General features: G+C 71.0%; 20 protein-coding genes. 8 read left to right on the top strand and 12 right to left on the bottom strand.

The window, feature by feature from the left end; genetic code table 11:
• Positions 1-201 precede the first annotated feature (201 nt).
• Together ACFYYH_RS02825 and ACFYYH_RS02820 are read left to right on the top strand one after the other, a co-directional pair.
• Complete coding sequence (locus ACFYYH_RS02825; RefSeq protein WP_388544934.1) at positions 202-2,778, top strand: glycoside hydrolase family 3 C-terminal domain-containing protein; 2,577 nt, start codon at positions 202-204, stop codon at positions 2,776-2,778.
• A gap of 51 nt (positions 2,779-2,829) precedes the next feature.
• Positions 2,830-4,110 (top strand): LacI family DNA-binding transcriptional regulator, encoded by a 1,281-nt coding sequence (locus ACFYYH_RS02820; RefSeq protein WP_388544932.1) that lies wholly within the window; start codon positions 2,830-2,832, stop codon positions 4,108-4,110.
• A gap of 130 nt (positions 4,111-4,240) precedes the next feature.
• On the opposite strand, the gene ACFYYH_RS02815 is transcribed toward ACFYYH_RS02820, so the two are convergent.
• Positions 4,241-5,617 (bottom strand): ROK family protein, encoded by a 1,377-nt coding sequence (locus ACFYYH_RS02815; RefSeq protein ID WP_388544930.1) that lies wholly within the window; start codon positions 5,615-5,617, stop codon positions 4,241-4,243.
• Between the two features lie 143 nt (positions 5,618-5,760).
• On the opposite strand from ACFYYH_RS02815, the gene ACFYYH_RS02810 reads away from it, so the two are divergent.
• From ACFYYH_RS02810 to ACFYYH_RS02795, 4 genes are read left to right on the top strand one after another with little or no spacing between them, the layout of a single operon-like run.
• Entirely contained in the window at positions 5,761-7,071 is a 1,311-nt protein-coding gene (locus tag ACFYYH_RS02810; protein ID WP_388544928.1) for an extracellular solute-binding protein, read from the top strand.
• 10 nt (positions 7,072-7,081) lie between these two features.
• Entirely contained in the window at positions 7,082-8,092 is a 1,011-nt protein-coding gene (locus ACFYYH_RS02805; protein WP_388544925.1) for a carbohydrate ABC transporter permease, read from the top strand.
• Positions 8,085-8,945 carry a carbohydrate ABC transporter permease gene (locus ACFYYH_RS02800; RefSeq protein WP_388544923.1) on the top strand — a complete coding sequence of 287 codons (861 nt, stop codon included), beginning with the start codon at positions 8,085-8,087 and terminating at the stop codon, positions 8,943-8,945. The genes ACFYYH_RS02805 and ACFYYH_RS02800 overlap by 8 nt, the downstream gene beginning before the upstream one ends.
• Before the next feature lie 20 nt (positions 8,946-8,965).
• Positions 8,966-10,321, top strand: coding sequence for a GH1 family beta-glucosidase (locus tag ACFYYH_RS02795; RefSeq protein ID WP_388544921.1), 1,356 nt, complete (start codon positions 8,966-8,968; stop codon positions 10,319-10,321).
• Between the two features lie 145 nt (positions 10,322-10,466).
• On the opposite strand, the gene ACFYYH_RS02790 is transcribed toward ACFYYH_RS02795, so the two are convergent.
• The 8 genes from ACFYYH_RS02790 to ACFYYH_RS02755 all read right to left on the bottom strand — a co-directional run bounded on the left by ACFYYH_RS02790 (position 10,467) and on the right by ACFYYH_RS02755 (position 19,932).
• Positions 10,467-11,405 carry a PfkB family carbohydrate kinase gene (locus ACFYYH_RS02790; protein WP_388544919.1) on the bottom strand — a complete coding sequence of 313 codons (939 nt, stop codon included), beginning with the start codon at positions 11,403-11,405 and terminating at the stop codon, positions 10,467-10,469.
• Entirely contained in the window at positions 11,402-12,391 is a 990-nt protein-coding gene (locus tag ACFYYH_RS02785) for a zinc-dependent alcohol dehydrogenase family protein (protein ID WP_388544916.1), read from the bottom strand. Before ACFYYH_RS02785 ends, ACFYYH_RS02790 begins: the two co-directional genes overlap by 4 nt.
• Complete coding sequence (locus ACFYYH_RS02780; protein WP_388544913.1) at positions 12,391-13,290, bottom strand: carbohydrate ABC transporter permease; 900 nt, start codon at positions 13,288-13,290, stop codon at positions 12,391-12,393. Before ACFYYH_RS02780 ends, ACFYYH_RS02785 begins: the two co-directional genes overlap by 1 nt.
• Positions 13,287-14,270 (bottom strand): carbohydrate ABC transporter permease, encoded by a 984-nt coding sequence (locus ACFYYH_RS02775; protein ID WP_388544911.1) that lies wholly within the window; start codon positions 14,268-14,270, stop codon positions 13,287-13,289. Before ACFYYH_RS02775 ends, ACFYYH_RS02780 begins: the two co-directional genes overlap by 4 nt.
• Positions 14,267-15,655: an ABC transporter substrate-binding protein gene (locus tag ACFYYH_RS02770; RefSeq protein WP_388544909.1), complete on the bottom strand. Its 1,389-nt coding sequence runs from the start codon at positions 15,653-15,655 to the stop codon at positions 14,267-14,269. Before ACFYYH_RS02770 ends, ACFYYH_RS02775 begins: the two co-directional genes overlap by 4 nt.
• Before the next feature lie 179 nt (positions 15,656-15,834).
• Positions 15,835-16,596 carry a DeoR/GlpR family DNA-binding transcription regulator gene (locus tag ACFYYH_RS02765; RefSeq protein ID WP_388544907.1) on the bottom strand — a complete coding sequence of 254 codons (762 nt, stop codon included), beginning with the start codon at positions 16,594-16,596 and terminating at the stop codon, positions 15,835-15,837.
• 307 nt (positions 16,597-16,903) lie between these two features.
• Positions 16,904-18,664 carry a discoidin domain-containing protein gene (locus tag ACFYYH_RS02760; protein WP_388545319.1) on the bottom strand — a complete coding sequence of 587 codons (1,761 nt, stop codon included), beginning with the start codon at positions 18,662-18,664 and terminating at the stop codon, positions 16,904-16,906.
• Between the two features lie 161 nt (positions 18,665-18,825).
• Positions 18,826-19,932 carry a DUF1996 domain-containing protein gene (locus ACFYYH_RS02755; RefSeq protein ID WP_388544905.1) on the bottom strand — a complete coding sequence of 369 codons (1,107 nt, stop codon included), beginning with the start codon at positions 19,930-19,932 and terminating at the stop codon, positions 18,826-18,828.
• A 384-nt stretch (positions 19,933-20,316) separates the two neighbouring features.
• Between ACFYYH_RS02755 and gndA the strand changes: the two genes are divergently transcribed.
• Positions 20,317-21,762: an NADP-dependent phosphogluconate dehydrogenase gene (gndA, locus tag ACFYYH_RS02750; protein ID WP_388544902.1), complete on the top strand. Its 1,446-nt coding sequence runs from the start codon at positions 20,317-20,319 to the stop codon at positions 21,760-21,762.
• Positions 21,763-22,398: 636 nt separating this feature from the next.
• On the opposite strand, the gene ACFYYH_RS02745 is transcribed toward gndA, so the two are convergent.
• From ACFYYH_RS02745 to panD, 3 genes are all read right to left on the bottom strand, one after another.
• Entirely contained in the window at positions 22,399-23,028 is a 630-nt protein-coding gene (locus ACFYYH_RS02745; RefSeq protein ID WP_388544900.1) for an aspartate/glutamate racemase family protein, read from the bottom strand.
• An 86-nt stretch (positions 23,029-23,114) separates the two neighbouring features.
• Positions 23,115-23,504 (bottom strand): GNAT family N-acetyltransferase, encoded by a 390-nt coding sequence (locus ACFYYH_RS02740; RefSeq protein WP_388544898.1) that lies wholly within the window; start codon positions 23,502-23,504, stop codon positions 23,115-23,117.
• Positions 23,505-23,537: 33 nt separating this feature from the next.
• Positions 23,538-23,957, bottom strand: coding sequence for an aspartate 1-decarboxylase (gene panD, locus ACFYYH_RS02735; RefSeq protein WP_388544895.1), 420 nt, complete (start codon positions 23,955-23,957; stop codon positions 23,538-23,540).
• 354 nt (positions 23,958-24,311) lie between these two features.
• Here panD and ACFYYH_RS02730 point away from each other — a divergent pair, with 354 nt between their 5' ends.
• Positions 24,312-25,202 (top strand): helix-turn-helix domain-containing protein, encoded by an 891-nt coding sequence (locus ACFYYH_RS02730; protein ID WP_388544893.1) that lies wholly within the window; start codon positions 24,312-24,314, stop codon positions 25,200-25,202.
• Positions 25,203-25,354: the final 152 nt, after the last annotated feature.

Below are 25,354 nucleotides of genomic sequence, written 5' to 3'. Positions count from 1 at the left end.
GCCTCAACTGGCGGCGACAGCGCCCCTGTTCGACCGCGCGGCATCCTGCCCGGTCAGCGCCGTGGCGCCGCCCCGGCCGGCCGTCCCCGTCCGGCCGCCGTGCCCCGTCCGGGCCGCCATTGACAGCGCGGAGACAGTCCGGCGAGGCTGGGACACAGCCATCGGGAGAGCGCTCTCCCAGCCGGGGCGGAGGGGGCGGATATGACCGAGGAAGAGATCGGACATCTGCTGGAGAAGCTCGATCTCCGGCAGAAGGTGCGTCTGCTGACCGGCGCGAGCACCTGGCGCACGCACGCGGAACCGGCCGTCGGACTGCGCGCCCTCACCTTCTCCGACGGTCCCGCCGGGGTGCGCGGCGAGGCCTGGGACGAACGGGACACCTCGCTCGTACTGCCCTCCCCGAGCGCGCTCGGGGCGTCCTGGGACGAGGAACTGGTCCGTGAACTGGGCGGGCTGCTCGCGCGGGAGGCCCGGCGCAAGGGGGTCGACGTCCTGCTCGCCCCGACCCTCAATCTGCACCGGTCGCCGCTGGGCGGGCGCCACTTCGAGTGCTTCTCCGAGGATCCGCTGCTGACCGGCCGTACGGGCGCCGCCCTCGTCCGGGGCGTCCAGGACGGCGGAGTGGCGGCCACAGCCAAGCACTTCGTCGCCAATGACGCGGAGACCGACCGGCTCAGCGTCGATGTGCGGGTCGGCGAACGGACCCTGCGCGAGGTGTACCTCGCGCCTTTCGAGGCCGCCGTCGAAGCGGGCGCCTGGGCGGTGATGTCCGCGTACAACCGGGTCAACGGGGTCACGATGGCCGCGGGACCGCTGCTGGCGGAGCCGCTCAAGAGCGAATGGGGTTTCACGGGACCGGTGATCTCCGACTGGGGCGCGGTCCGCTCGCTGCTCGACACCGCGCGCGCCGCGCAGGACCTGGCGATGCCGGGGCCGGACAGCCCCTGGGCCGACGGGCTGCTCGACGCCGTGGAGAAGGGGCTGGTCCCCGTGGCGGCGATCGACGACAAGGTCCGCAGACTGCTGCGGCTGGCCGACCGGGTGGGCGCGCTGGGCGAACGGCCCGTGGCACGGCGGCCGGTGGCCCCGGAGGCCGGCCCGCGCGGACTGCTGCGCCGTGCCGTCGCGGCGGGGACCGTCCTGCTGCGCAACGAAGGGGAGCTGCTGCCGCTCGACCCGGCGCGGCTGCGCTCCGTCGCGGTCGTCGGGCCCCATGCAACGGCGGTCCGTATCCAGGGCGGGGGCAGCGCGGAGGTGTTCCCCGCCTCCGTGGTCTCGCCGCTGGCCGGTATCACGGCCGCTCTGGAGGGGACGGCCGAGGTGACCTATGCCCCGGGGCTGCCCCCGGGCGCTCTGCCCGCGCCGCTGGAGCGCGGCTGGACCCGTGATCCGCGCGACGGTGAACCGGGCGTGCTCGTACGGCAGTTGGACGCCGGTGGCAAGGAACTGCACGCGGAGCACCGGCTGTCGGGGCGGATCGTGGAGCCCGCCCGGGTGCCGGGGGCGCGGACCGTGGAGATCCGGGCGCTGATCCGGCCGGACCGGGACGGCGAGTGGACGCTGGCGGTCGGCGGCTGGGGACCGCTCTCCCTCTCCGTCGCCGGACGTACGGTACTGACCGGCACCTTCCCGCCGGACTCCGACGATCCGACCCGGGTCCATGTCGCCCCGCCCTACCGGACCGTACGGGTCGGGCTGAGCGCCGGGGCCGAGGTGGAGGTGGTCGCCCGGCGGGGGCTCGACCCCGGCACGGGGGTGGCCACGATCCTGGCGGCCGCCCCGCCGCCGGGCGACCCGGCGGCCGAACTCGCCGCCGCCGTCGCGGCGGCCCGGGACGCCGACACCGCCGTGGTGGTCGTCGGCACCACCGAGGAGAGCGAGTCGGAGGGCCGTGACCGGGACTCGCTCGCCCTGCCGGACGGTCAGGACGCGCTGGTACGGGCCGTGGCGCGGGCCAATCCCCGGACGGTGGTGATCGTCAACGCGGGCGGTCCCGTCACCCTTCCCTGGCGTGCCGAGGTGCCCGCGCTGCTGCTCGCCTGGTTCCCCGGGCAGGAGGCCGGGGACGGTCTGGCCGATGTGCTCCTGGGCCACGCCGAGCCGGGCGGCCGGCTGCCGACGACCTGGGCGGCGGCGCACGAGGACGTCCCCGTACTCCGTACCCGCCCCCAGGAGGGCCGGCTGCGCTACGCCGAGGGACCGTACATCGGCTATCGCGCCTGGCTGAGATCGGACACCCCGCCCGCGTACTGGTTCGGCCATGGCCTGGGCTACACGACCTGGTCGTACCGCGCGCTGGAGGCACCGGCCCGGGTGCGCGCCGGTGAGCCGTTCGAGGTGCGGATACGGCTGCGCAACACGGGCGGGCGGCGCGGACGCGAGGTCGTACAGCTCTATCTGTCCGGCCCCGAGGCTCCCGGCCCCGGTGCTTACGGCCCCGAGGCTCCTGGCCCCGGTGCTCCCCCGGCCGGGGCTCCCGGCGCGGGGCCGGTGGAGGCGTCGCCCCGGGAGCCGTCGGGCGGGCCGCCGTCGCCCCGGGTGCCGTCGCCCGCCGGCCCGGCCGCGCGCAGGCTGGTCGGATACACGGCGGTCGTCGCGGACCCCGGCGAGGAGGTCGTCGCGGTGGTACGGGTGGACGGCCGCGCCCCGGCGCACTGGTCGGAGGTGCGGCACGACTGGGTGTACGCCCCCGGCGACCACACCCTGCACGGCGGGCGTTCCGTCGGGGATCTGCCGCTCGAAGCGACGGTCGGGCTGTCCCAGGCACCGCCCTCGTGACCCCTCGAACGACCACGGAGAGCGCTCTCCACTGATGCTATAAAGGGGGTCATGACGGAAGATCCGCGACCTGCCGGCGCGCCCACCCTGGAGGATGTGGCGCGAGCGGCCGGTGTCTCGCGCGCCACGGTCTCGCGGGTCGTCAACGGGGTGCGCAATGTCGACCCGGTGATACAGGAGTCGGTACGGCAGGCGGTGGCCGCGACCGGTTACACGCCCAACCGCGCGGCACGGTCACTGGTCACCCGGCGCGCCGACTCGATCGCCCTGGTGGTCTCGGGAGCCGGGGACGACACGGACGCGGAACCGGCGGCCGGCCCGGCGCCGGGCTCGAACGGTTCGGCCAACGGCTCGGGCGGCGGCTCCGCCGCCCGGCCGGGCCCGGGGGGCGGGAAGGCCCCGGAGCGGAAGAGGGCCCCGGGAGCAGGGAAGGCCCCGGGAGCAGGGAAGGCCCCGGAGGGCGAGGAGCCGTCCGTCGTGCCCGGGTCCGCACCGGCGGAGGGGGACGGCGAAGGCGGCCCGGAGGGCGCCGGCAGCTCGTTCACCGCACGGGTCTTCGCGGACCCGTTCTTCGGCCGGGTGGTGACGGGAGTCGTCAACTACCTCCGGCCCCGGGGGATGTACCCGGTGCTGATGTTCGCGGAGACCTCCCGCGCCCGCGACGAGGTCGTCTCGTATCTGCGCCAGGGCAGCGCGGACGGCGCGCTCGTCGTGTCGACCCACGCCGAGGATCCGCTGCCCGCGCTGATCACGGAGGCGGGGCTGCCCGCCGTGCTGTACGCGCGACCCGCCCGGCCCGCCCGTATCAGCTATGTGGATCTCGCCCACCAGGACGGCGCCCGGCTGGCCGCCGAGCATCTGCTCGCCCGCGGCTGCCGGCGGATCGCCACGATCACCGGCCCGCTGGACGTGCCCGCGGGCCAGGACCGGCTGGCGGGCTTCCGGGACACGATGGCGCGGCGGGGCCATCCGTACATCCCCATCGCCGAGGGGAGGTTCACCCAGGAGAGCGGGGAGACGGCGATGGAGCGGCTGCTCACCGAGCACCCCGATCTGGACGGGGTGTTCGCGGCGAACGACCTGATGGCGGTGGGTGCCTGCCATGTGCTGCGTGAGCGCGGCAGACGGGTGCCGGAGGATGTCGCCGTGGTCGGCTTCGACGACAGCAGCGCGGCGCTCTCCTGCCGGCCGCCGCTGACCACCATCAGACAGCCGGTGGAGGAGATGGCCGCGGAGATGGCCCGTCTGCTGCTGGACCGGCTCGCCGGATCGGACCGCGCGGTGACTTCGGTGATCTTCGAACCGTCGCTGGTGGTACGCGGTTCGGCCTGACCGGCCACGACCGCGACCACCATCACGACCGCGACCGCAACCGCGGCCACAACCACCTGAACAAAAAGGGCATATCACCCAAAATCAAGAATCACACGGCACTTCGCCGGCCCTCGGGCCGGCGGGCGGATCAGACCGTCGTCTCCCCCGCCGCCGGCGTGGGGGCGGCAACGGGACCGGCGGCGGGGGCGGCGGGGGCGCGGCGCCAGCGCCGGGACGCGGAGACGACCCCCGGATCCGGTTCCGCGGCCGGCCCCGGGACCCGTGGACGGCTGCCGCCGCGCGCCAGGAACGCGGCGAGGGGCAGCGTCGCCGCCCCCACCGTCACCGCGTCCGGGCCGAGATGGCCCAGCTCGATGGTGGTGCGCTCCGCCGCGTGGGTGAGCGCGTACGCCTCCGCGTGGCGCCGGATCGCGGGCAGCAGATGCGGCCCGATCAGCAGCCCCGCCCAGCCGCCGAGCAGGATGCGCTCGGGCAGGAAGAGATTGATCAGATCGGCGACGGCCGCCCCCAGACGCTCGGCGGTGTCGTCGAGGAGGGAGACGGCCAACGGATCGGCCGCGAGGCCTTCCGCGTCGGGGAAGGCCGCTTCGAGCAGCGCCGCCAGGGCGGTCTCGTCGTCCGCGTCGTCCGGGAGCGGTCCGCCCGCCTCGTACCATCGTTCGCGCATCGCCTCCGCCCCGGCGTACGCCTCCAGACAGCCGATGGAGCCGCAGCGGCAGCGGCGTCCGCCCATCTGCACCGTGGTGTGGCCCCATTCGAGCGCGCTGCCGCGGCCGCTCTCCTCGACCAGCGCGCCGCCGTGGATGACGCTCGCGCCGACGCCGGAGCCGATCAGCGCGATCGCGGCCGTACCGGCGCCCCGGCCGCCGCCGAACCACATCTCGGCCTGTCCGAGCGTCTTGGCCCCGTTGTCGATGAACAGCGGCACCTCGGCCGGTACGTCGAGGACCGCGCGCAGCAGCTTCTCGAAGGGCACCGCGGTCCAGCCGATGGTCTGGCCGTGCACCACGGCCCCGCCCTCGCCGCCGCGTTCGATGATCCCGGGGACCCCGATCCCGATGCCGAGGAGCTGCCCCGCGTCGGCCCCGGCGTCGCGCAGCACATCGGTGACGCCGGTGCACACATGGGAGACGATGCGTTCGACGTCGTAGCCGTGCTGGGCCAGCAGTCGGTCGGTCCGGGCCAGTTCGGTGAGGGAGAGATCGAACAGCTCGACGCGGACCCGGGTCTCACCGATGTCGATACCGATGAGCAGTCCGCCGCCGGGGGCGACACGCAGCAGCGTACGGGGGCGCCCGCCGTCCGAGTCGACCACTCCGGCCTCCTCCAGCAGACCCTCGGCGGCGAGTTCGGCAACGACGTTGCTGATGGAACCCGAACTCAGCCCCGTGGCGGAACCCAGCTCCTGGCGGCTCAGCGGACCGTCGAAATACAACCGTTGTACAACCCTGGCACGGTTGTCCCTTCGCAGGTCACGCACTGTCCGTCTGCCGCGCTCTCCCATGGTGCTCCTTCCGTGGACGCAACATACCCCGGTCACAGACCTTGACGCGACCTTCTCTCACCTCTTAAATCACGTCATAAATTAAGTCATGGAGGCCGTTCGACTCTCGAACGCTGCCACCCCCCGGAAAGGGGCCATCCCACATGCGCACCATCAGAGCCGCAGCAGCAGTAGCCATCGTCAGCGCCCTCACCGCCGTCGCCGGCTGCGGTGGCGGTTCCTCCAGCGATGGCGGAAGTAACGAATCACCCAAAACCCTGACGTACTGGGCGTCCAACCAGGGCCCCAACATCGAGGCGGACAAGAAGATACTCACCCCCGAACTCAAGAAGTTCGAGGAGCAGACCGGGATCAAGGTCAAGCTCGAGGTCATCCCGTGGTCCGATCTGCTCAACCGGATCCTCGCCGCCACCACGTCGGGTCAGGGCCCCGACGTGCTGAACATCGGCAACACCTGGTCGGCCTCGCTCCAGGCCACGGGCGCGCTGCTGCCGTGGGACGAGAAGAACTTCGACGCGATCGGCGGCCGGGACCGGTTCGTCGACTCGGCGGTCGCCTCGGCCGGCGCGGAGGGTCAGGACCCCGCCGCCGTGCCGCTGTACTCGCTGGCCTACGCGCTCTACTACAACAAGCAGATGTTCGCGGACGCCGGTATCACGGAGCCCCCGGCCACCTGGGACCAGCTTGTCGCCGACGGCAAGAAGATCTCCAAGGACGGCAAGTGGGGGCTGGGTGCCGAGGGCGGCAACCTGTCCAACAACATCCACCAGGTCTTCGCGCTCGGCAAGCAGCACGGTGTCGACTTCTTCGACAAGGCGGGCAAGCCCACCTTCACCTCCGACGGCGCCGTCGCCGCGGTGAAGCAGTACGTCGACTTCATGGCCAAGGACAAGATCATCGCTCCGGGCAACGCGGAGTACGCCCAGAACCAGTCCCTCCAGGACTTCGCCAAGGGCAAGACGGCCATGGTCCTGTGGCAGGCCGCGGCCTCGACCTTCGCCTCCCAGGGCATGAAGCCCGAGGACTGGGGCGTCGCTCCCGTTCCGGTCCAGTCCGGTACCCCGGGCACCGGCAAGAACCTCAACTCCATGGTCGCCGGCATCAACATCGCGGTGTTCAACAACACCAAGAACGTCGACGGCGCCAAGAAGTTCGTCAAGTTCATGACGAGCGACGAGGAGCAGAAGCTGCTCAACAAGACCTTCGGCGCCATCCCGCCGGTGAAGGCCGCCCAGGAGGACCCGGCGTTCGCCGCGCCCGACCTGAAGGTCCTGCGTGACACGCTGGCCACCAGCGCCGCCCCGCTCCCCCAGGTCGCCAACGAGTCGCAGTTCGAGACGACCGTCGGTACGGCCGTCAAGGACCTGTGGGCCGACGCCGCGGCCGGCAAGCCGGTGACGACCGAATCCGTCAAGGCGGCCCTGACCAAGGCCCAGCAGCAGATGGCACAGTGAGGCTTTCTCCATGACCGCCACCGTGACACCCACCACTGGGCACAAGGCGGGCAAAAAGGAGAAGACGGATAACGGGGGTGCGCGCGGACCACGTCTGCCGCGCATCCCCGACCGGATCCGTCAGGGCGGTCTGCCCTATCTCCTGCTGCTGCCCGCGGTCGTGCTCGAACTGCTCATCCACATCATCCCGATGGTGATCGGGATCTGGGTGAGCTTCCGGCAGCTCACCCAGTTCTTCATCCGGAACTGGGGCAACTCGCCCTCCGCCGGTCTCGACAACTACCGGATCGCCATCGACTTCGATGCGCCGATCGGCCAGGCGCTCCTCCACTCGTTCCTGGTGACCTGCGCCTTCACCGTGCTCTCCGTCGGGCTGTCCTGGCTGTTCGGTGTGGCGGCGGCGATCATGCTCCAGGAGAACTTCCGCGGCCGGAGCGTGCTGCGGACGATCTTCCTCGTCCCGTACGCCCTGCCCGTCTACGCGGCGGTCATCACCTGGGCGTTCATGTTCCAGCACGACAACGGCATCATCAATCACGTCCTGCACGACCAGCTCGGCCTCACCGACCAGCCGTCGTTCTGGCTGATCGGCAACAACAGCTTCATCGCGCTGGTCGTCGTCTCGCTCTGGAAGTCCTGGCCCTTCGCGTTCCTGATGCTGATGGCTGCCCTCCAGAACATCCCGCGTGATCTCTACGAGGCCGCCTCCATCGACGGGGCGGGCATCTGGCAGCAGATCCGCAAGATCACACTGCCCTCGCTGCGCCCGGTCAACCAGGTGCTGGTGCTCGTGCTGTTCCTGTGGACGTTCAACGACTTCAACACGCCCTATGTGCTGTTCGGCAAGTCGGCGCCGGAAGCGGCGGATCTGATCTCGATCCATATCTACCAATCGTCTTTCGTCACCTGGAACTTCGGCTCGGGATCCGCGATGTCCGTCCTGCTGCTGCTCTTCCTGCTGCTCGTCACGGCGGTCTATCTGTTCTTCACCTCACGGGGAAGGAAGGGCTCGGATGCCTAGGCCCAGGTCTCCCATCGCACCGCCGCAGTCGTTCATCTGGACGCGCCGTGTCGTACTGACGCTCCTGGCGGCCTTCGCGCTGCTGCCGGTCTATGTGATGGTCAGCAGCTCGCTCAAGCCGCTCCAGGACGTGTCGGGCAAGTTCCAGTGGTTCCCGACGAACCTCACGGTCCGTCCGTACTTCGACATCTGGAAGACCGTCCCGCTCGCCAAGTACTTCGTGAACTCGCTGATCGTGGCCGGTTCGGCGACCGTGCTCTCCGTGGCGATCGCGGTGTTCGCCGCGTACGCGGTGAGCCGCTACCGCTTCCGCGGCAAGCGCGTCTTCACCGTCACGGTGCTGTCCACCCAGATGTTCCCCGGCATCCTCTTCCTGCTCCCGCTGTTCCTGATCTTCGTGAACATCGGGAACAGCACGGGCGTCGAGCTGTACGGCTCGCGCGGCGGTCTGATCCTCACGTATCTGACGTTCTCGCTGCCGTTCTCCATCTGGATGCTGATCGGGTACTTCGACTCGATCCCCAGGGAGCTGGACGAGGCCGCCATGGTGGACGGCGCGGGACCCATCCGCGCGCTGTTCCAGGTGGTGGTGCCCGCCGCGGTCCCCGGCATCGTCGCCGTCGCCGTCTACGCCTTCATGACGGCCTGGGGCGAGGTCCTCTTCGCCTCCGTCATGACCAACGACACCACCAGGACCCTGGCGGTCGGTCTCCAGGGTTACGCCACCCAGAACGACGTCTACTGGAACCAGATCATGGCCGCCTCGCTGGTCGTCAGCGTGCCCGTGGTCGTCGGGTTCCTTCTTCTCCAGCGCTACCTCGTCGCCGGCCTGACCGCGGGCGCCGTGAAGTGACCCATTCAGAAAGGCAGTCCGTGAACGACCTCAACGCCCTTCCCCACGATTTCACCTGGGGCGTCGCCACCGCCGCGTACCAGATCGAGGGAGCCGTGGCCGAGGACGGCCGTACCCCCTCCATCTGGGACACGTTCTCCCACACCCCGGGCAAGATCGACAACAATGACACCGGCGATGTGGCCTGCGACCACTACCACCGGGTGCCCGAGGACATCGGGCTGATGAAGCAGCTCGGTGTGGACGCGTACCGGTTCTCGATCGCCTGGCCCCGGATCGTGCCCGGCGGCGACGGACCGGTGAACGAGCGCGGGCTCGCGTTCTACGACCGGCTGGTGGACGGTCTGCTGGAGGCCGGCATCACCCCGTTCGCCACGCTCTACCACTGGGACCTGCCGCAGATCCTCCAGGACCGCGGCGGCTGGCCCGCCCGGGACACCGCCGAGCACTTCGCGGCCTACGCCTCCGCCGTGGCCGAGCGGCTCGGCGACCGGGTGAAGGACTGGGCGACCCTCAACGAGCCGCTGTGCTCCTCGTGGATCGGCCACCTCGACGGCACGATGGCGCCCGGACTGACCGATCTCACGGCCGCCGTGCGCACCTCGTTCCATCTCCACCTCGGGCACGGTCTCGCGGTGCAGGCGATCCGCGCGGCCTCCTCCGACGCCCGGGTCGGCATCGTCAACAATCTCAGCCCGATCGAGCCGGCGAGCGACAGCGACGCGGACCGCGCCGCCGCCGTCCGTGCCGACGGTCACACCAACCGCTGGTGGCTGGACCCGATCCACGGCCGCGGCTACCCGCAGGACATGGTCGATCTGTACGGGGTGGACCTGCCCGTGCGCGCCGGCGACCTGGAGACCATCGCGACGCCGCTCGACTGGCTGGGGCTCAACTACTACTTCCGCCAGATCGTCCAGGACGACCCGTCGGGCCCGGCCCCGTTCGCCCGCCAGGTCGAGGTGCCGAACGCCCGCCACACCCACATGGGCTGGGAGGTCCACGCCGACGGTCTGGAGCAGCTCCTGCTCCGCCTGAAGGACGAGTACGGCGCGCAGCGGATCTTCGTCACCGAGAACGGCTCCGCCTTCCCGGACACCGTACGGGCGGACGGCAGCGTCGACGACCCCGAGCGTGCCCGTTATCTGGACGAGCACCTCGCCGCCTGCGCGCGGGCCGTGGCGAAGGGCGCCCCGCTCGCCGGGTACTTCGCCTGGTCGCTGATGGACAACTTCGAGTGGGCGTACGGCTACGACAAGCGCTTCGGTCTGGTCCATGTGGACTACGAGACGCAGCGCCGCACCATCAAGGGCAGCGGCCACCGCTATGCGGAGATCATCCGCGCGATGTCCGACAGGAACCGCGAGGCGGCCTGAGTCCCGGCACGGGCGTGTGACGCCCGGCCCCCGGAACGGAACGACCGGAGCCACCGCCCTGGGGAGGGGGACGGTGGCTCCGGCCGTGCGGGCGGTGGTCCATGGCCGGAGGGAGCCGGTCACGGACCACCGGGGTCCTGTGGGATCAGGTACGGGTCGGCATCGACGGTTCCGTACCGGTCTGGGCGCATACCGAGGCGGCCACCTGGGAGGCGAAGCCCAGCATGCGTGTCACCTGGTCGTGCGAGAGCGCGGCGGCGCCGCCGTCGCGGTGCGCACCGGTGGTGGTCAGCCAGTTGAGGACACCGGACATGAAGGCGTCGCCCGCGCCGATGGTGTTGACCACCTCGACGGGCACCGCGGGCACGGACACCGGCTCCGAGGAGCCGGCATAGCCCGTACTGCCCCGGGCGCCGCGGGTGAGCACCACGAGCCTGCCCTCCGCCGCCAGCCGCCGGCAGGTCTCGTCGGGGTCGGTGCCGGGCCAGAGCCGCACCAGATCCTCGTCGCTCGCCTTGACGACCTGAGCCAGCGCGCACAGCTCGCGCAGCAGCCGGCCGCCCGTCCCGGGGTCGATCGTCCGGTCCTCGCGCACATTGGGGTCCACCACCAGCAGGGTGCGCCCGGCGGCGGCGCGCGCGGTGGCCGCGACGGCCCCGGCGGCCGGTTCGACGACCGCCGCGACACCGCCGGCGTACACCGCCGCGAACCGCTCCACCCGGGCGGAGTGGTCCGGCAGCCGGAAGGTCGCCGTGTCCTGGAGATGGAAGTGGTAGCTGGTGCCGTCCGGGCCGGGGTCGGCGACCGCGAGCGTGGTCGGCAGCTCCGAGCGGGCGCAGAGGCCGAGATCGGTCCCGGCCGAGACCAGCCGCTGTTCGATCATCCGCGCGAAGCCGTCGCCGCCCAGGGCGCCCGCGAACCAGCTCTCCGTGCCGAGCCTGGCGAGTCCCGCCGCGACATTGGCGGGGGCGCCGCCCGGCTCGGCGCGATAGGTCCCCGGCTCCTCCGGCGACGGTACGAGGTCGATGAGCGCCTCCCCCATCACCAGGACGGCGCCAGGACCGGCTGGAAGACCCTCGCTCACGGCTCCACCACGATCTTGCGGCCCTGGCCCGCCTTGAACCGGTCGATCGCCTGCGGGTACTGCTCCAGCGGCAGCCGGTCGCTGATGAAGACCGCGGGGTCGAGCACCCCGGTGGCGAAGAGCGCCGCGGCCCGCTCGTAGCTGTGCAGTACCGCCATGGAGCCGGTGATGGTGATCTCCTGGTTGTAGATGCGGTACGGCTCGATGACCGCGGTGGTCGCGTAGTCGGAGACCCCGAACTGGAGGAACGTGCCGCCCTTGGCGACCCGGCCGATACCGTCCTGGATGGCGGCCGCGTTGCCGGTGGCGTCGATCACGAAGTCCCAGCCGCGCGGCCGGTCGAACTCCTCCGCGGAGGCGGCGGTGGCCGAGCAGCCGAGCTTGCTCGCGGTGGCCAGCCGTTCCGGGTTGATGTCCAGGACGTCGACGGAGGCGGCGCCGGTGCGCTTGGCCAGTTCGAGCATCATGAGTCCCATGGTGCCCGAGCCGTAGATCAGCACCTCGGCGCCGAGCGTGGAGCTGAGCACGTCATAGCCGCGGACCGCGCAGGAGAGCGGCTCGATCAGCGCCGCGTCCCGTACGTCGATGTGGTCGGGCAGCTTGACGCAGTTGGCCACGGGCGCCACGGCGTACTCGGCGGCGCCGCCGGGCTTGCTGACGCCGATCGCGTTCCACCGGTCGCACAGGTTTCCCCGTCCGGCCCGGCAGTAGCGGCACTCGTGGCAGTACAGCGAGGGGTCGACGGCCACCTTGTCGCCCACGGCCAGTTCAGTGACGTCGGAGCCGATTTCCACGATCTCACCGGCGAACTCGTGACCGGGCACGATCGGCAGGGTGGGCGCGAACTCCCCCTGGAGAATGTGCAGATCGGTGCCGCAGAGGCCGCACGCCGCGACGGACACGACCACGTCCCGGGGGCCCGGGGTGGGGTCGGGCACCGTGGTGACGGAGACCTTGCCGACGGCTTCGACGATCGCTGCCCTCATTACTTAACAGCTCCAAGAGAAAGGCCCTGGACCAGCTTGTCCTGGGCGGCGAAACCGGCGGCGAGCACCGGCAGGGAGACGACGACGGACGCCGCGCAGAGCTGGGCGAGGAAGAGGCCCTGGCTGGTGACGAAGCCCGTCAGGAAAACAGGTGCGGTCTGGGCCGTCACCCCGGTGAGCACCCGGGCGAAGAGCAGCTCGTTCCAGCTGAAGATGAAGCAGATCAGCGCCGTGGCCGCGATCCCCGGCGCGGCGACCGGCGCCACCACCCGGGTCAGTACGGTCGGCAGCCGGGCCCCGTCCACCTGCGCGGCCTCGATGATGGAGACCGGGACGTCCGCGAGGAAGGACTGCATCATCCAGACCGCGATCGGCAGATTCATCGAGGTGTAGAGGATGACGAGCAGCCAGATGTTGTCCAGCATGCCGACGTTCTTCGCGAAGAGGTACACGGGCAGCAGACCGGCGACGACCGGCAGCATCTTCGTGGAGAGGAAGAAGAACATCACGTCCGTCCACTTCTCCACCCGCTTGATGGAGAGCGCGTACGCCGCCGGGAGCGCCAGGACGAGCACGAACAGCGTGGAGAACAGGGACGCGGTCAGGGAGTTGATCAGCGGCGGCCAGGGACTGGCGCCGCCGCCCGCCCCGAAGAAGACCCGGTAGCTGTCGAGGGTGAGCCCCGCGCCGAAGGAGGGCGGGTTGGTCGCCGCGTCCGCCTCCGAGTGGAAGGAGGTCAGCAGCATCCAGAGCGCCGGCAGACAGAAGACGACACCGACGATCCAGGCCAGCAGCCCGAGCCCGGCGGAGCGCCGCCTGGCCCGCCGGGCGGCGGGCGCGTACGGGTCGGTCCTGGGCCGTGCGACCGGTGCCGTCTGCGGGGCCGAGAGGGTACTCATGCGCGGTTCGCCTCCTCACTGAAGAGGGACGAGACCACACGCAGGGCGAAGGTCGCGATCACGATCGTGCCGATCACGACGACGACTCCGGCGGCGGAGGCCAGTCCGTACTCGTGAGCCTGGTAGAAGGTCTGGTAGATGGTGTAAGGGAGGTTCGCGGTGCCGAGGCCGCCCGAGGTGAGGGTGAAGACCGCGTCGAAGTTCTGCACGATGTAGATCGAACCGAGCAGGATGCCCAGTTCCAGATAGCGGCGCAGATGCGGCAGCGTCAGATAGCGGAAGGTCTGCCAGGTGGTCGCGCCGTCCAGCTTGGCGGCCTCGATGATCTCGGCGGGCCGGCTCTGGAGCCCGGCCAGCAGGATGAGCATCATGAACGGCGTCCACTGCCAGACGAGGGCCGCCTCGACCGCGATCAGCGGCATGTCGGAGATCCAGTCCGGCTGGGCCGGGCTGCTCACCCCGAAGAGTCCGGTGAACCATGCCCAGGCCCCGTTGAACAGCCCGTACTCCGGGTTGTAGAGCGCGTGCTTCCACAGCAGCGCCGCCGAGACGGGGACCAGCAGGAACGGGGTGATCAGCAGCGTGCGGACGAAGCCCCGGCCGAAGAACTTGCGGTCGAGCAGCAGGGCGAGCAGCAGTCCGAGGACCACGCTGACGATCACCACGCTCGCCGTGAGCAGGACGGTGGTGAACACCGAGTCCCGCAGGCCCGCGTCGGAGAACACGGACCCGTAGTTGGAGAGTCCGGCGAAGCCGCGCTCGTCGGGGGCGAGCGAGTTCCAGTCGAAGAGCGAGATCACCAGCGTCGCCACGAAGGGCAGCTGGGTGACCGCGACCAGGAAGACCAGCGCGGGCAGCAGCGGGGCCCTGGTGGCCCAGGCGCGGGCCCGGCCGGAGGCCCTCCGGCCGGCGCGCCGTGGCGTGCTGGGGCGCGACGCGCCGGCCGGGGAGAGCGGAGGTGTACTGACGGAGGTGCTCACTGCTGCTCCTTGCCGACCTTCTCGGCGAGCGCCTGCGAGGTCTTCAGCGCCTCGGCCACCGACTTCTTGCCCGCGATGGCGGCGCTGATCTCCTGCGAGACCTTGGTGCCCAGGTCGGTGAACTCGGGGATGTCGACGAACTGGATGCCGACGGTCGGCCGGGGCTGGGTGCCCGGGTCACGCGGGTTGGCGCTGGCGATGGCCTGCTTGGTGACCTCGGCGAACGCGGCGGCGTCCTTCAGATAGTCGGGGTTGGCGTAGGTCGAGGCGCGCTTGCCCGCGGGCACATTGGCCCAGCCGATCTTCTCGCCGACGAGGTTCTCGTACTCCTTGCTGGACGCCCAGGAGATGAACTTCCACGCGCTCTCGGTCTTGGTGGAGGCCTTCTGCATGCCCCAGGCCCAGGTGTAGAGCCAGCCCGAGCTCTCCGTCTTGTCCACGGGAGCCGGCACATAGCCGATCTTGCCCTTGACCGGGGATCCCTTCGCCTCCAGCGATCCGGCGCCCGCGGTGGCGTCGTACCACATGGCCGAGTTGCCCTGGGTCATGTTGTTGAGGCACTCGGCGTAGCCGGACTGCGGAGCGCCCGCCTGGCCGTGGTTGCGCACCAGGTCGACATAGAACTGGGTGGCCTTGGTGAACTCGGGCGAGGTGAGCTGCGCCTCCCAGTCCTTGGTGAACCAGGTCCCGCCCATGGTGTTGACGACCGTGGTCAGTGGGGCGATGACCTCGCCCCAGCCGGGCAGTCCGCGCAGACAGATGCCCTTCATGTTCTCCTGCGCGCCGTCCACCTTGGCGGCCAGATCGGCGACCTGCGCCCAGGTGGGCTTGGCGGGCATCGTGAGCTTCTTCGCCGCGAAGACGTCCTTGCGGTACATCAGGAAGGACGACTCGCCGTAGAAGGGCTCGCCGTAGAGCTTGCCGTCCTCGGCGGTCAGCGACTCCTGGAGCGGCTTGAGTATGTCGGCCTGGTCGAAGGCCTTGTCCTTGCCTGCGTACTCGTCGAGGGAGTGCAGCCAGCCGTTCTTCGCGTAGAAGGGCACCTCGAAGTTGCTGATGGTGGCGACGTCGTACTGGCCGGCCTGGTTGGAGAAGTCCTGGGTGATCTTGTCGCGGACGTCGTTCTCGGGCAGGACCGTGAAGTTGACCTTGATTCCGGTCTCCTTCGTGAAGTTGTCCGCGGTGAGCTTCTGCAACTCGACCATCTGCGGGTTGTTCACCATGAGCACATTGAGCGTGTCGTCACCCGCGGAGGAGGTGCCGCCCGCGCCACTGCACCCGGCGAGCAGGGCCACCAGGGCGGCGCTCGCACCCACACGGACACGGATTCCGCCGCGTCCACCGATACGTCGTCGCTGGAGGGGCTGGAGTGGCTGGAGTGGCATGACGTTCTCTCCTGATCGTTCGTTGCGGGAAGATGTGGGGGTGCCGGAGGAACAGGCACCGGGCTGAAGGGGACGGAGGTGTGAGGGGTGTACGGAACGGCTCATGGGTATGGAGTGGCTTGCGGGTGCCCGGAGAAGACGGGTACATGACGGGACGGAACATGATGGAACGGGACGGGTCAGACGCGGATGACCTGCGGTCCCAGGAGCGAGTAGCGCTGGGCCTCGGCCGAGGGCAGTCCCGCGTCCGTGACGATCGATTCGAAGTCACCGACCTCGGCGAAGCGGCAGAAGCTGACCGCGCCGAACTTGGTGTGGATCCCGGCGAAGACCCGGCGGCGCGCGCTCCGCATGGCCTGGGCCTTGACCTCGCTGACCGCGGGGTCGGGGGTGGTGAGGCCGTATTCGCGGGATATGCCGTTCGCTCCGACGTACGCCAGGTCGATGACGAACTCGGAGAGCATCCTGGTGGTCCAGTGGTCGACCGTGGCCATCGTGGAGCCACGGACCCGGCCGCCGAGCAGCAGTACGGCGAACTTCTCCGCGTCGGCGAGCGCGGTCGCCACGGCCAGGGAGGCGGTGACCACCGTCAGCGGCCGGTCCCGGGGCAGCGCCTCGGCGACGAGCTGCGGGGTGAAGCCCTCGTCGACGAAGACCGTTTCCGCGTCACCGAGAAGATCGGCCGCGGCGGCCGCGATCCGCGACTTCTGCGGGACGAGCCGGGTGGTCCGCACCGCGAGGGTGGTCTCGAATCCGGCGCTCTCCACCGGGTAGGCGCCACCGTGGGTACGGCGCACCAGCCCGTGTTCCTCCAGGGCGTGCAGATCGCGCCGGATGGTCTCCTTGGCGACCTGGAGTCTTCCCGCCAGGGCGGTGACCTCCACCGACCCGTCTCGTCGGGCGATCTCCAGGATTTCTCGTCGGCGCTCGTCGGTGTCCACGACCACACACTTCCCTGCTTTGCTGCGGCTCAGCACCCGTTCGGGCTCATGCGTCGTTTGTACAAGCAAGAGACCGGCTGCGACCAGCTTCTTCACAGCATCGACTGTGCCCGTTCATGCCCGTTTCGGGAAGGGGGTTTGCGCTGATCACCCCCGCGACCGGGGTGGCTGTTGCACGGATCACTGCCCGACTGGGGCCCGATCCGTGCCCGTTCGCTGCCCGGTGCGGTACATGCTTTTCCCGCAATCGGAGCCCGCTTGCGCAAGCGGGCTCCGAGTCGGTGCGGCGTTCACGGCCGCGGCCGGGTCAGCTGTAGACGCCGAACTCGTGGAGCGAGTACCCCCAGGCGGTTCCGCGCACGGTGGCGTTGATCCGGACATAGCGCGCGTTTCCGGCTATGTCATGGTCGTCGATTCCTCCGTTGCCGTCCGTCACGGTCCTCACCGTGGCCCAGTTCTGTCCGTCGTCGGAGGTCTGGACGGTGTAGCCCCTGGCGTACGCGGTCTCCCAGGCGAGCTGGACATGCCGGAACGCCGTCTTGCGGCCGAGGTCGACCTGGATCCACTGCGGATCGCTCCAGTCGCTCGCCCACCGGGTCTCGAACGAGCCGTCGACCGCGCTGCCCGCCGGGCACGGGCAGCCGGTGCCGCCCGCCTGCGCCGAGGACGCCGTGGCCGGCCTGCCCTGGGCGAGATTGGTCCCGCCGACCGGCGGCGGCACCACCTTGAACGACTTGGTCTCGATGCCCACATTGCCCTTGCCGTCGGCCGCCTTGACATAGACCTTCCAGACGCCGAGCCGGTCGGGCGCGGTGAGCCGGAAGGTGCCGTTGCCGAGGGCGGTGAAGGGCGTATCGGTCAACTGGCCCGAGTTGTCGATGTACTTGCCGCCGAGGAGGAGCTGGTACGAGAGCGGATCGCCCTCCGGGTCCGTGACCGAGGCGCGGACGGTGAACTCCCGGCCCGCCGGGACCGAGGCGGCCCCGTCGACGGACATCGAGGAGATCACGGGCGGGGTGTTGTCGCGGGAGGTGTCGCCTCCGTACGCCCTCTTCACCGCGTAGTACGAGAGCCGCTTCTGGCCCGCGGGAAGCAGATTGAACCAGACACCGCCGAAGTCGTACTCGGTGCCGTAGTGGAAGAGCGTCGCCCCGAGCGCCACACCCCGGTGGCCGGTGATACAGCCCCACGCCTTGGTGTAGCCGGCCGCCTTCGCCGGGTCGGCGGGCTCGTCGGGCACCCCGTTGGCGTCGTTCGGCACCTCCCACTCACCGGCCGGGCCGCCCTCGGTGACGATGTACGGCTTGGTGTACCCGCCGGCCTGCCAGGTCTGCTGGATGTTGCAGACGTCACCGTAGGAGTTCACCGCGTACAGATCGAGGTCGGGCGCGTTGCGCTGGTAGTAGGGCCAGGCGCCCGTCCACGCGTCGGTCGAGGTCACCGGGTGGTTGGGGTCGACGGCGTGGATCCTCTTCGCGATGTCGTTGACGAAGGCCGTGTACGCGTTGCGCTGCTGCTCCAGCGCGTCACCGCTGTAGCAGTTCTGGAGACCGAGGACGGACTCGTTGCCGACGTTCCACATCAGGACGCCGGGGTGGTCCCTGTAGGTCTCCACCCAGCGGGGGAACTCCGCGAGCATGTCGTTCTTGTACGTGGTGTCCGTCAGATAGTTGACACAGCCACCGCTCCCGGGGCCGCCGCCCGGCTGGAGCCAGAAGCCCGCGATGACCTTGACGCCGTTGGCCGCCGCCGCGTCGAGGAGCGGTCGGCTGCCGGCGTCGGTGCCCCAGGTCCGTACGGTATTGGCGCCCATCGACTTCACGTCGGGCATGTACCGCGCCGCGTCGGCCATGGCGGGACCCCAGGTCAGGCCCTTGACCTGGTACGGGGCGCCGTCGACGGTGAGCTGCCAGGCTCCCTGTGTTCCGGTGACCTTGACGACGCTGCCCGCGGCGTGGGCCGCGGGGGCCGGGAGGGCCACCGCGCAGGCGCCGAGCAGGGCGGCGACGGCGACCGGGACCGCGCGCCGGGCCCTGACCGCTCGTCGCGGGCGGGCGGACGGGGACATGCCCGGCGGGGAGAGGTCAGGCGCCGGCGTGGCCGGCCGGCGCAGGAGCCGGCGCAGAAGGGGTCGGTGCATGGGGGGGTCTCCTCGGGGTGGCGGTGGGGGTGGGAGAGCGCTCTCCCGTAAGGGTGCGGTCCACCCGTACGGGAGAGCGCGGGAGGGGATCAGGGCAGTTCGTAGTTGGCGTTGAGCGCGGCGCCCGCCTCGGGGCGCGTCTGGTCGTACCCACGGGCGTCGCACTGGAGCCCGCCGATGACACAGTGCCGCACCAGGGTGTCGAGCGTGCGGTCGTCCCAGGCGTTGAAGAAGTCGTAGTGGAACGTGTGTCCCACTCCGCTCGCCAGCCTGACCTGCGACATGTCACCGTTGACCGGCCAGGCCATCTTGAACTCGATCATCGGCAGCGCCACCGGGTGCGAGGGAGGGCAGACGTCCTGGTTGGCGCCCTGCGCTCGCGGATAGGCCATGTGGCTCTGGTGATCCGGTGTGTCCAGATACCGTCCGTCCCAGCAACTCGGCGCCTGGAAACGGAGGTTGAGCTGGACATCCGGCCGGGCCGGGCAGGACGCGGGGATCTCCGTGTTCTTGTAGCTGTCCCCGCACTCCCAGCCCTCCACCCAGCCCCGGTGGTTGCGGAACTGGTCGGCGGTCTGGGTCGGACTGCCCACGACGAAGCGCAGGCCCTTGGGGAACGGGCGCACCGAGCGGTAGTCGGTGACGCCCGACTTGTAGTAGATGGTCTGGGGGCCCACCGGCGAGACCGGGGTGTTGCCCTTGAAGAGGGTCGGCATCCAGTACGCGGACCGGTCACCGGGCGCCCTGCACGCGGTGCCGCCGGCGCTCAGCGAAGCCGTGGTGCTGTTCGCGTCGGTCGTGTTGTTGCCCATGAACGTGTGGTCGTGCGACCTGCCCGGCTGCCCCGGGTACACGATCGGGTCGTCCGGCCGGGTGTGGGTGACCGAGCAGTTCGCCTGGAACTCGTGGAAGTAACGCGTCGGGGGGATCTCGGTGGACGGCACGACACCGGTCACGGGGGGATTCGCCGGAATGTATCCGTCCCCGTCGGGGTCGTCGCCGGACGGTACGGGGACGGCCGGGGCCATCCGGTGTCCGGCGTGGGCCGCCTGGGCCCCCGCGGCGGGCGGATCGGCCGCGCGGGGAGTGGCGGTGGCGGTGTCCGGGATCGTGGTCAGCCCGAAAGCCACCAGAGCCAGGGCGGTGGCGACGAGTAACGCGGACACCAGGGCGGTACTGCGGAATCTATCGGCCATGCGGACCTCCATGCCGCTCTTCAGCCGCACCCGTCAGGGGGTGCGGTGGGGGGAAGTGGAGCCGGAAGGTGCACCGCGGAGAGCCGGCCCCGCAGCCGGTGAAAGAGCCGTGATCACTGCGGGAGAGCGCTCTCCAAAGCGCTGTCAGTGTTACGCCGCCGCTGAGAGAGTGTCAATACTTCGTGAACGAACCCCGGTCGACGCACGGTGGACGCGTCTCGCGCTCACGGGGAGAACACGGCACGATGCGACAGGCCCGGAATGCGCGAGACCCGGGCCCGCTTGACGATTGGTGAACGGCCGTGTTCATCCGCACGTACCGCTTCCCGGCGGGACACACCGGTAGCGCACGGCGCATCCGACGGATACCCAGGAGCACACGACATGAGTGGAACTGCCCAGATCGGCGTCACGGGGCTCGCGGTGATGGGCCGCAACCTCGCCCGGAACTTCGCCCGGAACGGCCTCACGGTCGCCGTGCACAACCGCACCGCGTCGAAGACCCGTGCCCTGGTGGAGGAGTTCGGCGACGAGGGCGCCTTCGTCCCCGCGGAGTCGGCGGAGGACTTCGTCGCGGCGCTGGAGCGCCCCCGTCGGCTGATCATCATGGTGAAGGCCGGCGCTCCCACGGACGCGGTGATCGAGGAGTTCGCACCGCTGCTGGAGGAGGGCGACGTCATCATCGACGGCGGCAACGCCCACTTCGCCGACACCCGGCGCCGGGAGAAGGAGCTGCGCGAGCGCGGTATCCACTTCGTCGGTGTCGGCATCTCCGGCGGTGAGGAGGGCGCGCTGCACGGACCGAGCATCATGCCAGGCGGCTCCACCGAGTCGTACGCCTCGCTCGGCCCGCTGCTGGAGCGGATCGCCGCCAAGGCGCCCGACGGCGCGCCCACGGTGGCGCACATCGGCCCCGACGGCGCGGGCCACTTCGTGAAGATGGTGCACAACGGTATCGAGTACGCCGACATGCAGCTCATCGCGGAGGCGTACCACCTGCTGCGGTCCGTCGCGGGCTACTCCCCCGAGAAGATCGCCGAGACCTTCCGGACCTGGAACACCGGCCGGCTCGACTCGTATCTGATCGAGATCACGGCCGAGGTGCTCGCGCATAAGGACGCGGCGACCGGGGAGCCGTTCGTGGACATCGTGACGGACCAGGCCGAGCAGAAGGGCACCGGCCGCTGGACCGTACAGATCGCCCTCGACCTGGGCGTGCCGGTCTCCGGTATCGCCGAGGCGGTCTTCGCCCGCTCGCTCTCCGGCCACGCCGGGCTGCGCGAGGCCTCCCGCTCACTGCCCGGCCCGACGGCGGCACCGCTCGGCGAGGCGGACGCGGCGCGCTTCGCCGACCAGGTCGAGCAGGCGCTGTACGCGTCGAAGATCGTCTCGTACACCCAGGGCTTCCACCAGATCCAGGCGGGCAGCGACGAGTACGACTGGAACATCGACCTCGGTTCGGTCGCCTCGATCTGGCGGGCGGGATGCATCATCCGCGCCGCGTTCCTCGACCGGATCCGTGAGGCCTACGACACGCAGCGCGAGCTGCCGAGCCTCCTGTCCGACAAGCAGTTCGCGGAGGAGATCGGCGCGGCGCAGGAGGACTGGCGCGCGGTGGTCGCCACGGCCGTGCACCAGGGGGTGCCGACGCCGGGCTTCGCCGCGGCGCTCTCGTACTACGACGCGCTGCGCGCCGAGCGGCTGCCCGCCGCGCTCACCCAGGGGCAGCGGGACTTCTTCGGCGCGCACACCTACCGGCGCACGGACCGCGAGGGCTCGTTCCACACCCTCTGGGGCGGCGACCGCTCCGAGGTCCCGGCCGGTCAGTGACCAGGAGGCGGTAGGACCGGCCGGGCCCGGCGCCCGTCGAGGGGCCGCCGGGGTCCCGGCGCGGGTCCGGGTGGGGTCGTGTCAGCCGAGCGGCCCGGGGGCGGGCTCCGGTTCCGGTCCCGGCACGGGGCCGGGACCCGGCGGCGGGCTCGGGATCGGCTCCGGCGTGGGCACGGGCGTGGGGCTCGGCGGAGGCGTCGGGTGCGGCGGCGGGGTGGGCATCGGCGGCGGACCCGGCGGCACGGGATCGGGGCCGGGTCCCGGCGGGGTGGGGTTGGGCGGAACCGGATCGGGGTGAACGGGGTCCGGGTTCGGGCTGGTCATGACCTGGCCTCCAGGGTGCGGGCGTCGTCCGTTCTCACTCTCTCCCGGTGCGCGTGCCCACGCTCGCCGGACCCACGCATGATCCGAGTGGTGCGCGCCGGGCGCGTACGGGCCTCCCGCACGCGAGGTCCCGGGGCGAGACCGTCCCGCGGGCCCCGGCCTCGGAGAACGCCCAGGACGCTCGGACGGGCCCTCACCCCGGCTTCAGGGCGCCGGGCGGGCCGGGTGACGCCCCCGGGGTGGAGATGCCGGGGGTGAGATGCCGGGGGTGAGGTGCCGGGGGTGAGGTGCCGGGGGTGAGGTGCCGGGCAGTCAGATGGCGGCCGCCGCGGCGGCCGCGGCGTTCAGTCCCGGGCGCGGGCTGGAGAAGACCGGAAGACCGCAGGTCGTACGGTCGGCCGCGTCGGCCATCGAGGCCTGCGCCAGGACGACCACATCCGCGCCGGTGATGCCGTCCACCACCGCGGCCACCGCGCTCAGATAGCCGTCCCGGTCGCCCGCCTCGAAGAGTTCCCAGGCGCCCTCGACCAGCACCATGCGCAGATCGACCGGACGCCCCGCCGCCTCCTGGCGGATCAGCGCGGCCGTCGGCTCCAGGGTGCTCTCCAGGGCGGCGACCACGACGACCCGGCCGGCCGCGGCGGCGGCCGCCGCCATCGGCCGGTCGACCCGCAGTACGGGCACACCGAGGGTCGCGCTGGTCTTCTCCGCGACCTCGCCGATGGTCGAGCAGGTGCAGAGCACGGCGGCCGTGCCCTCGGCGACGGCCGCGGCGAGCGCCGACTCGACATCGGCCGCCACGGATTCCGGGCCCTCGGCCCGTGCCCTGGCGAGCAGGGACTCGTCGACGACATGGCGCAGCACGAGTCCGGGGTGGTCCATGTCCCGCAGGGCGTCGAAGACCGGGACGTGGACCGGGGAGGTATGGAGCAGAGTCAGCATGACGCGATGCTAATGCCGTCTCGGGCAATGTTCGCCCGACAGGGCAAAGAGTGACGAAAGGGACAGCCGGAAGGGCGCGAGCGCCGTCAGGCATCCGCCCGCTCGTCGTCCCCCTCGCCGCCCTGACGGGAGTCGAGCGCGGCCTTCAGCCGCTCCGTCGCGGCCCTGGCCACATCGGCCGGGGCCGCCGGTGCCTCGCCGGGATGGCGCTGGGCCCACTGGGCCGCGTACGGGCAGATCGGCACGACGGGCACGCCCTCACGCCCGGCCGTCGCGTACAGCTCCCGTACGAGCGCGCCCGCGATGCCCTTGCCCTCGTGGCCCTCCTCCACCCCGGTGTGCACCGCGACGAGCGCGGCGGGCGACGCTTCCGCGGCCTCCATGGCGAAATAGACGACGGCGCCCACGACCCGGCCGTTCTCGTACGCCTCCAGTCGGCCCCTGGACCGGTTGTCACGGATGACGAGATCTGACATGACGGTGCTCTCTCCCTGGTCGGTGCGGCCGGTTCAGCCCGCGACGGCGTGCGGTGCGCGTACGGTACGGCCGCCCGGCACGGGAGCGGACGCGTCACTGCCCAGCGCGATCACGCGGTTGTCCGTGTCGACATGGACAACCCTCGGGGTGAAGCCGTGTGCCTCGGCGTCGTCCATCTGGGCATAGCTGATGAGGATCACCAGATCCCCGGGGTGCACGAGATGCGCGGCCGCGCCGTTGATCCCGATGACTCCGGAGCCCCGCTCCCCCTCGATGACATACGTCTCCAGCCGGGCGCCGTTGTCGATGTCCACGATGTGCACCAGCTCCCCGGGGAGCAGATCGGCGGCTTCCATCAGCTCGGCGTCCACCGTGACGGAGCCCACGTAGTGGAGATCCGCCTGGGTCACCGTGGCCCGATGAATCTTCGACTTGAAGAGGGTACGCAGCATCGGATTGCTCCTGGATCTAGGCTCCCTGCCTGCGTTTATGCAGGTCAAGTGCGTTCTCCCCACCCTACATCGCGTCGCGTCCCCGGTCAGCTCCCCCCAGGTTCCCGAGGACCGGCGCCGACCCGTCCCGACTTCTCCGAGGCGTCGTCGGACAGGTCCCGTGCCAGGCGGGTCCCGAGAGGCCGCCCCAGCCCGCTCGTTCCCCGGCGGACGCCGGCCGATGCACCCGCTTCCTGCCGGGCCGTCAGCACGCCGGCGGGATTCCTCGCCCGTCCGGCCGGGGAGTCCGACCCGCCGGTGCCTACCCACAGCAGGGTCAGGCTGTGCGTTCCGTGCCGGTCCATACTCGGACCCATGACCAGCAAATCGCAGCTCGGGGACTTCCTTCAGGCGCGGCGCTCCCAGCTCCGTCCCGAAGATGTCGGCGTGCCCACCTACGGGGAGCGCCGGCGTGTGCCGGGGCTTCGGCGCGAGGAGTTGGCGCTGCTGGCGGGGGTGAGCGTCTCCTACTACACCCGGCTGGAGCAGGGGCAGTCACCGAGCGCGTCGCGCGAGGTGCTGGACGCGATCGCCGGGGCTCTGCGGCTGGACGGTTCCGAGCGGCGGTATCTGCACGACCTGGCCCGGGTGGACACCCCTCGCACACGGGGCCGGCGGCCGGCGCCGGAGCGTGTGACGGAGGCGACGGGTCAGTTGCTGGACGTGCTCGGGGACGTTCCCGCGATCGTGCTCGGCCGGCGCGGTGATGTGCTGGCGTGGAACCGCACGGGGCACGCGCTGTTCGCGGGGCACCTGGACCCCGGTTCCCCGGACCTGCCGGCGCGACGTCCCAACATGGCCAGGCTCGTGTTCCTCGACTGTCACACCCGTGACCTGTACGCGGACTGGCCGAGCAAGGCCAGGGCGGTGGTGGGGAATCTGCGCCTGGTGGCGGGCCGGCATCCGCGGGACGCGGCGCTGCACGCGCTGCTGGGTGAACTGAGCGCCAGGAGCACCGAGTTCGCCTCGATGTGGGCCGACCACCGGGTCAGGGCGTGCACCGTCGCCTCCTACGAGATGCGGCACCCGCTGGTCGGCCCGCTCACCGTCGTTCAGCAGACCCTCAGTCACGGGCCGGGCCCGCACGTCGTGGTCGCCACCACGGAGACGGGGTCGCCCTCGCGGGCCGCGCTGGCCCTGCTCGCCCAGGCCATCACCCAGGACACCGCACCGGGGACACCGTCCCGGCCGGCCCTGCGCGGATGAGGTACCGGGCCGGAGCCGGCACCGGCTGACCCCGCGCCACGCCACCGGAGGCTCGGCCGGCACCCGCGCGCACCTGTCCCACCCCGGTACGGCCGACGACCGGCCGCCACCGGAGCCGCTCCGGGGCCGCCCGGCCCCGGAGCACAACCCAC

This window comes from Streptomyces sp. NPDC002018, from assembly GCF_042890865.1.
Classification (GTDB): Bacteria; Actinomycetota; Actinomycetes; order Streptomycetales; family Streptomycetaceae; genus Streptomyces.
This window is presented reverse-complemented; position numbering and strand designations above follow the sequence as displayed.

Excerpts from the sequence above, each read along its gene's own strand:
- ACFYYH_RS02760 (WP_388545319.1), bottom strand. The coding sequence starts at position 18,664 with ATGTCCCCGTCCGCCCGCCCGCGACGAGCGGTCAGGGCCCGGCGCGCG.
- ACFYYH_RS02805 (WP_388544925.1), top strand. The coding sequence starts at position 7,082 with ATGACCGCCACCGTGACACCCACCACTGGGCACAAGGCGGGCAAAAAG.
- ACFYYH_RS02820 (WP_388544932.1), top strand. The coding sequence starts at position 2,830 with ATGACGGAAGATCCGCGACCTGCCGGCGCGCCCACCCTGGAGGATGTG.
- ACFYYH_RS02740 (WP_388544898.1), bottom strand. The coding sequence starts at position 23,504 with ATGTCAGATCTCGTCATCCGTGACAACCGGTCCAGGGGCCGACTGGAG.
- ACFYYH_RS02825 (WP_388544934.1), top strand. The coding sequence starts at position 202 with ATGACCGAGGAAGAGATCGGACATCTGCTGGAGAAGCTCGATCTCCGG.
- ACFYYH_RS02780 (WP_388544913.1), bottom strand. The coding sequence starts at position 13,290 with ATGAGTACCCTCTCGGCCCCGCAGACGGCACCGGTCGCACGGCCCAGG.
- ACFYYH_RS02810 (WP_388544928.1), top strand. The coding sequence starts at position 5,761 with ATGCGCACCATCAGAGCCGCAGCAGCAGTAGCCATCGTCAGCGCCCTC.
- ACFYYH_RS02730 (WP_388544893.1), top strand. The coding sequence starts at position 24,312 with ATGACCAGCAAATCGCAGCTCGGGGACTTCCTTCAGGCGCGGCGCTCC.
- gndA (WP_388544902.1), top strand. The coding sequence starts at position 20,317 with ATGAGTGGAACTGCCCAGATCGGCGTCACGGGGCTCGCGGTGATGGGC.
- panD (WP_388544895.1), bottom strand. The coding sequence starts at position 23,957 with ATGCTGCGTACCCTCTTCAAGTCGAAGATTCATCGGGCCACGGTGACC.
- ACFYYH_RS02770 (WP_388544909.1), bottom strand. The coding sequence starts at position 15,655 with ATGCCACTCCAGCCACTCCAGCCCCTCCAGCGACGACGTATCGGTGGA.
- ACFYYH_RS02755 (WP_388544905.1), bottom strand. The coding sequence starts at position 19,932 with ATGGCCGATAGATTCCGCAGTACCGCCCTGGTGTCCGCGTTACTCGTC.
- ACFYYH_RS02815 (WP_388544930.1), bottom strand. The coding sequence starts at position 5,617 with ATGGGAGAGCGCGGCAGACGGACAGTGCGTGACCTGCGAAGGGACAAC.
- ACFYYH_RS02800 (WP_388544923.1), top strand. The coding sequence starts at position 8,085 with ATGCCTAGGCCCAGGTCTCCCATCGCACCGCCGCAGTCGTTCATCTGG.
- ACFYYH_RS02785 (WP_388544916.1), bottom strand. The coding sequence starts at position 12,391 with ATGAGGGCAGCGATCGTCGAAGCCGTCGGCAAGGTCTCCGTCACCACG.
- ACFYYH_RS02745 (WP_388544900.1), bottom strand. The coding sequence starts at position 23,028 with ATGCTGACTCTGCTCCATACCTCCCCGGTCCACGTCCCGGTCTTCGAC.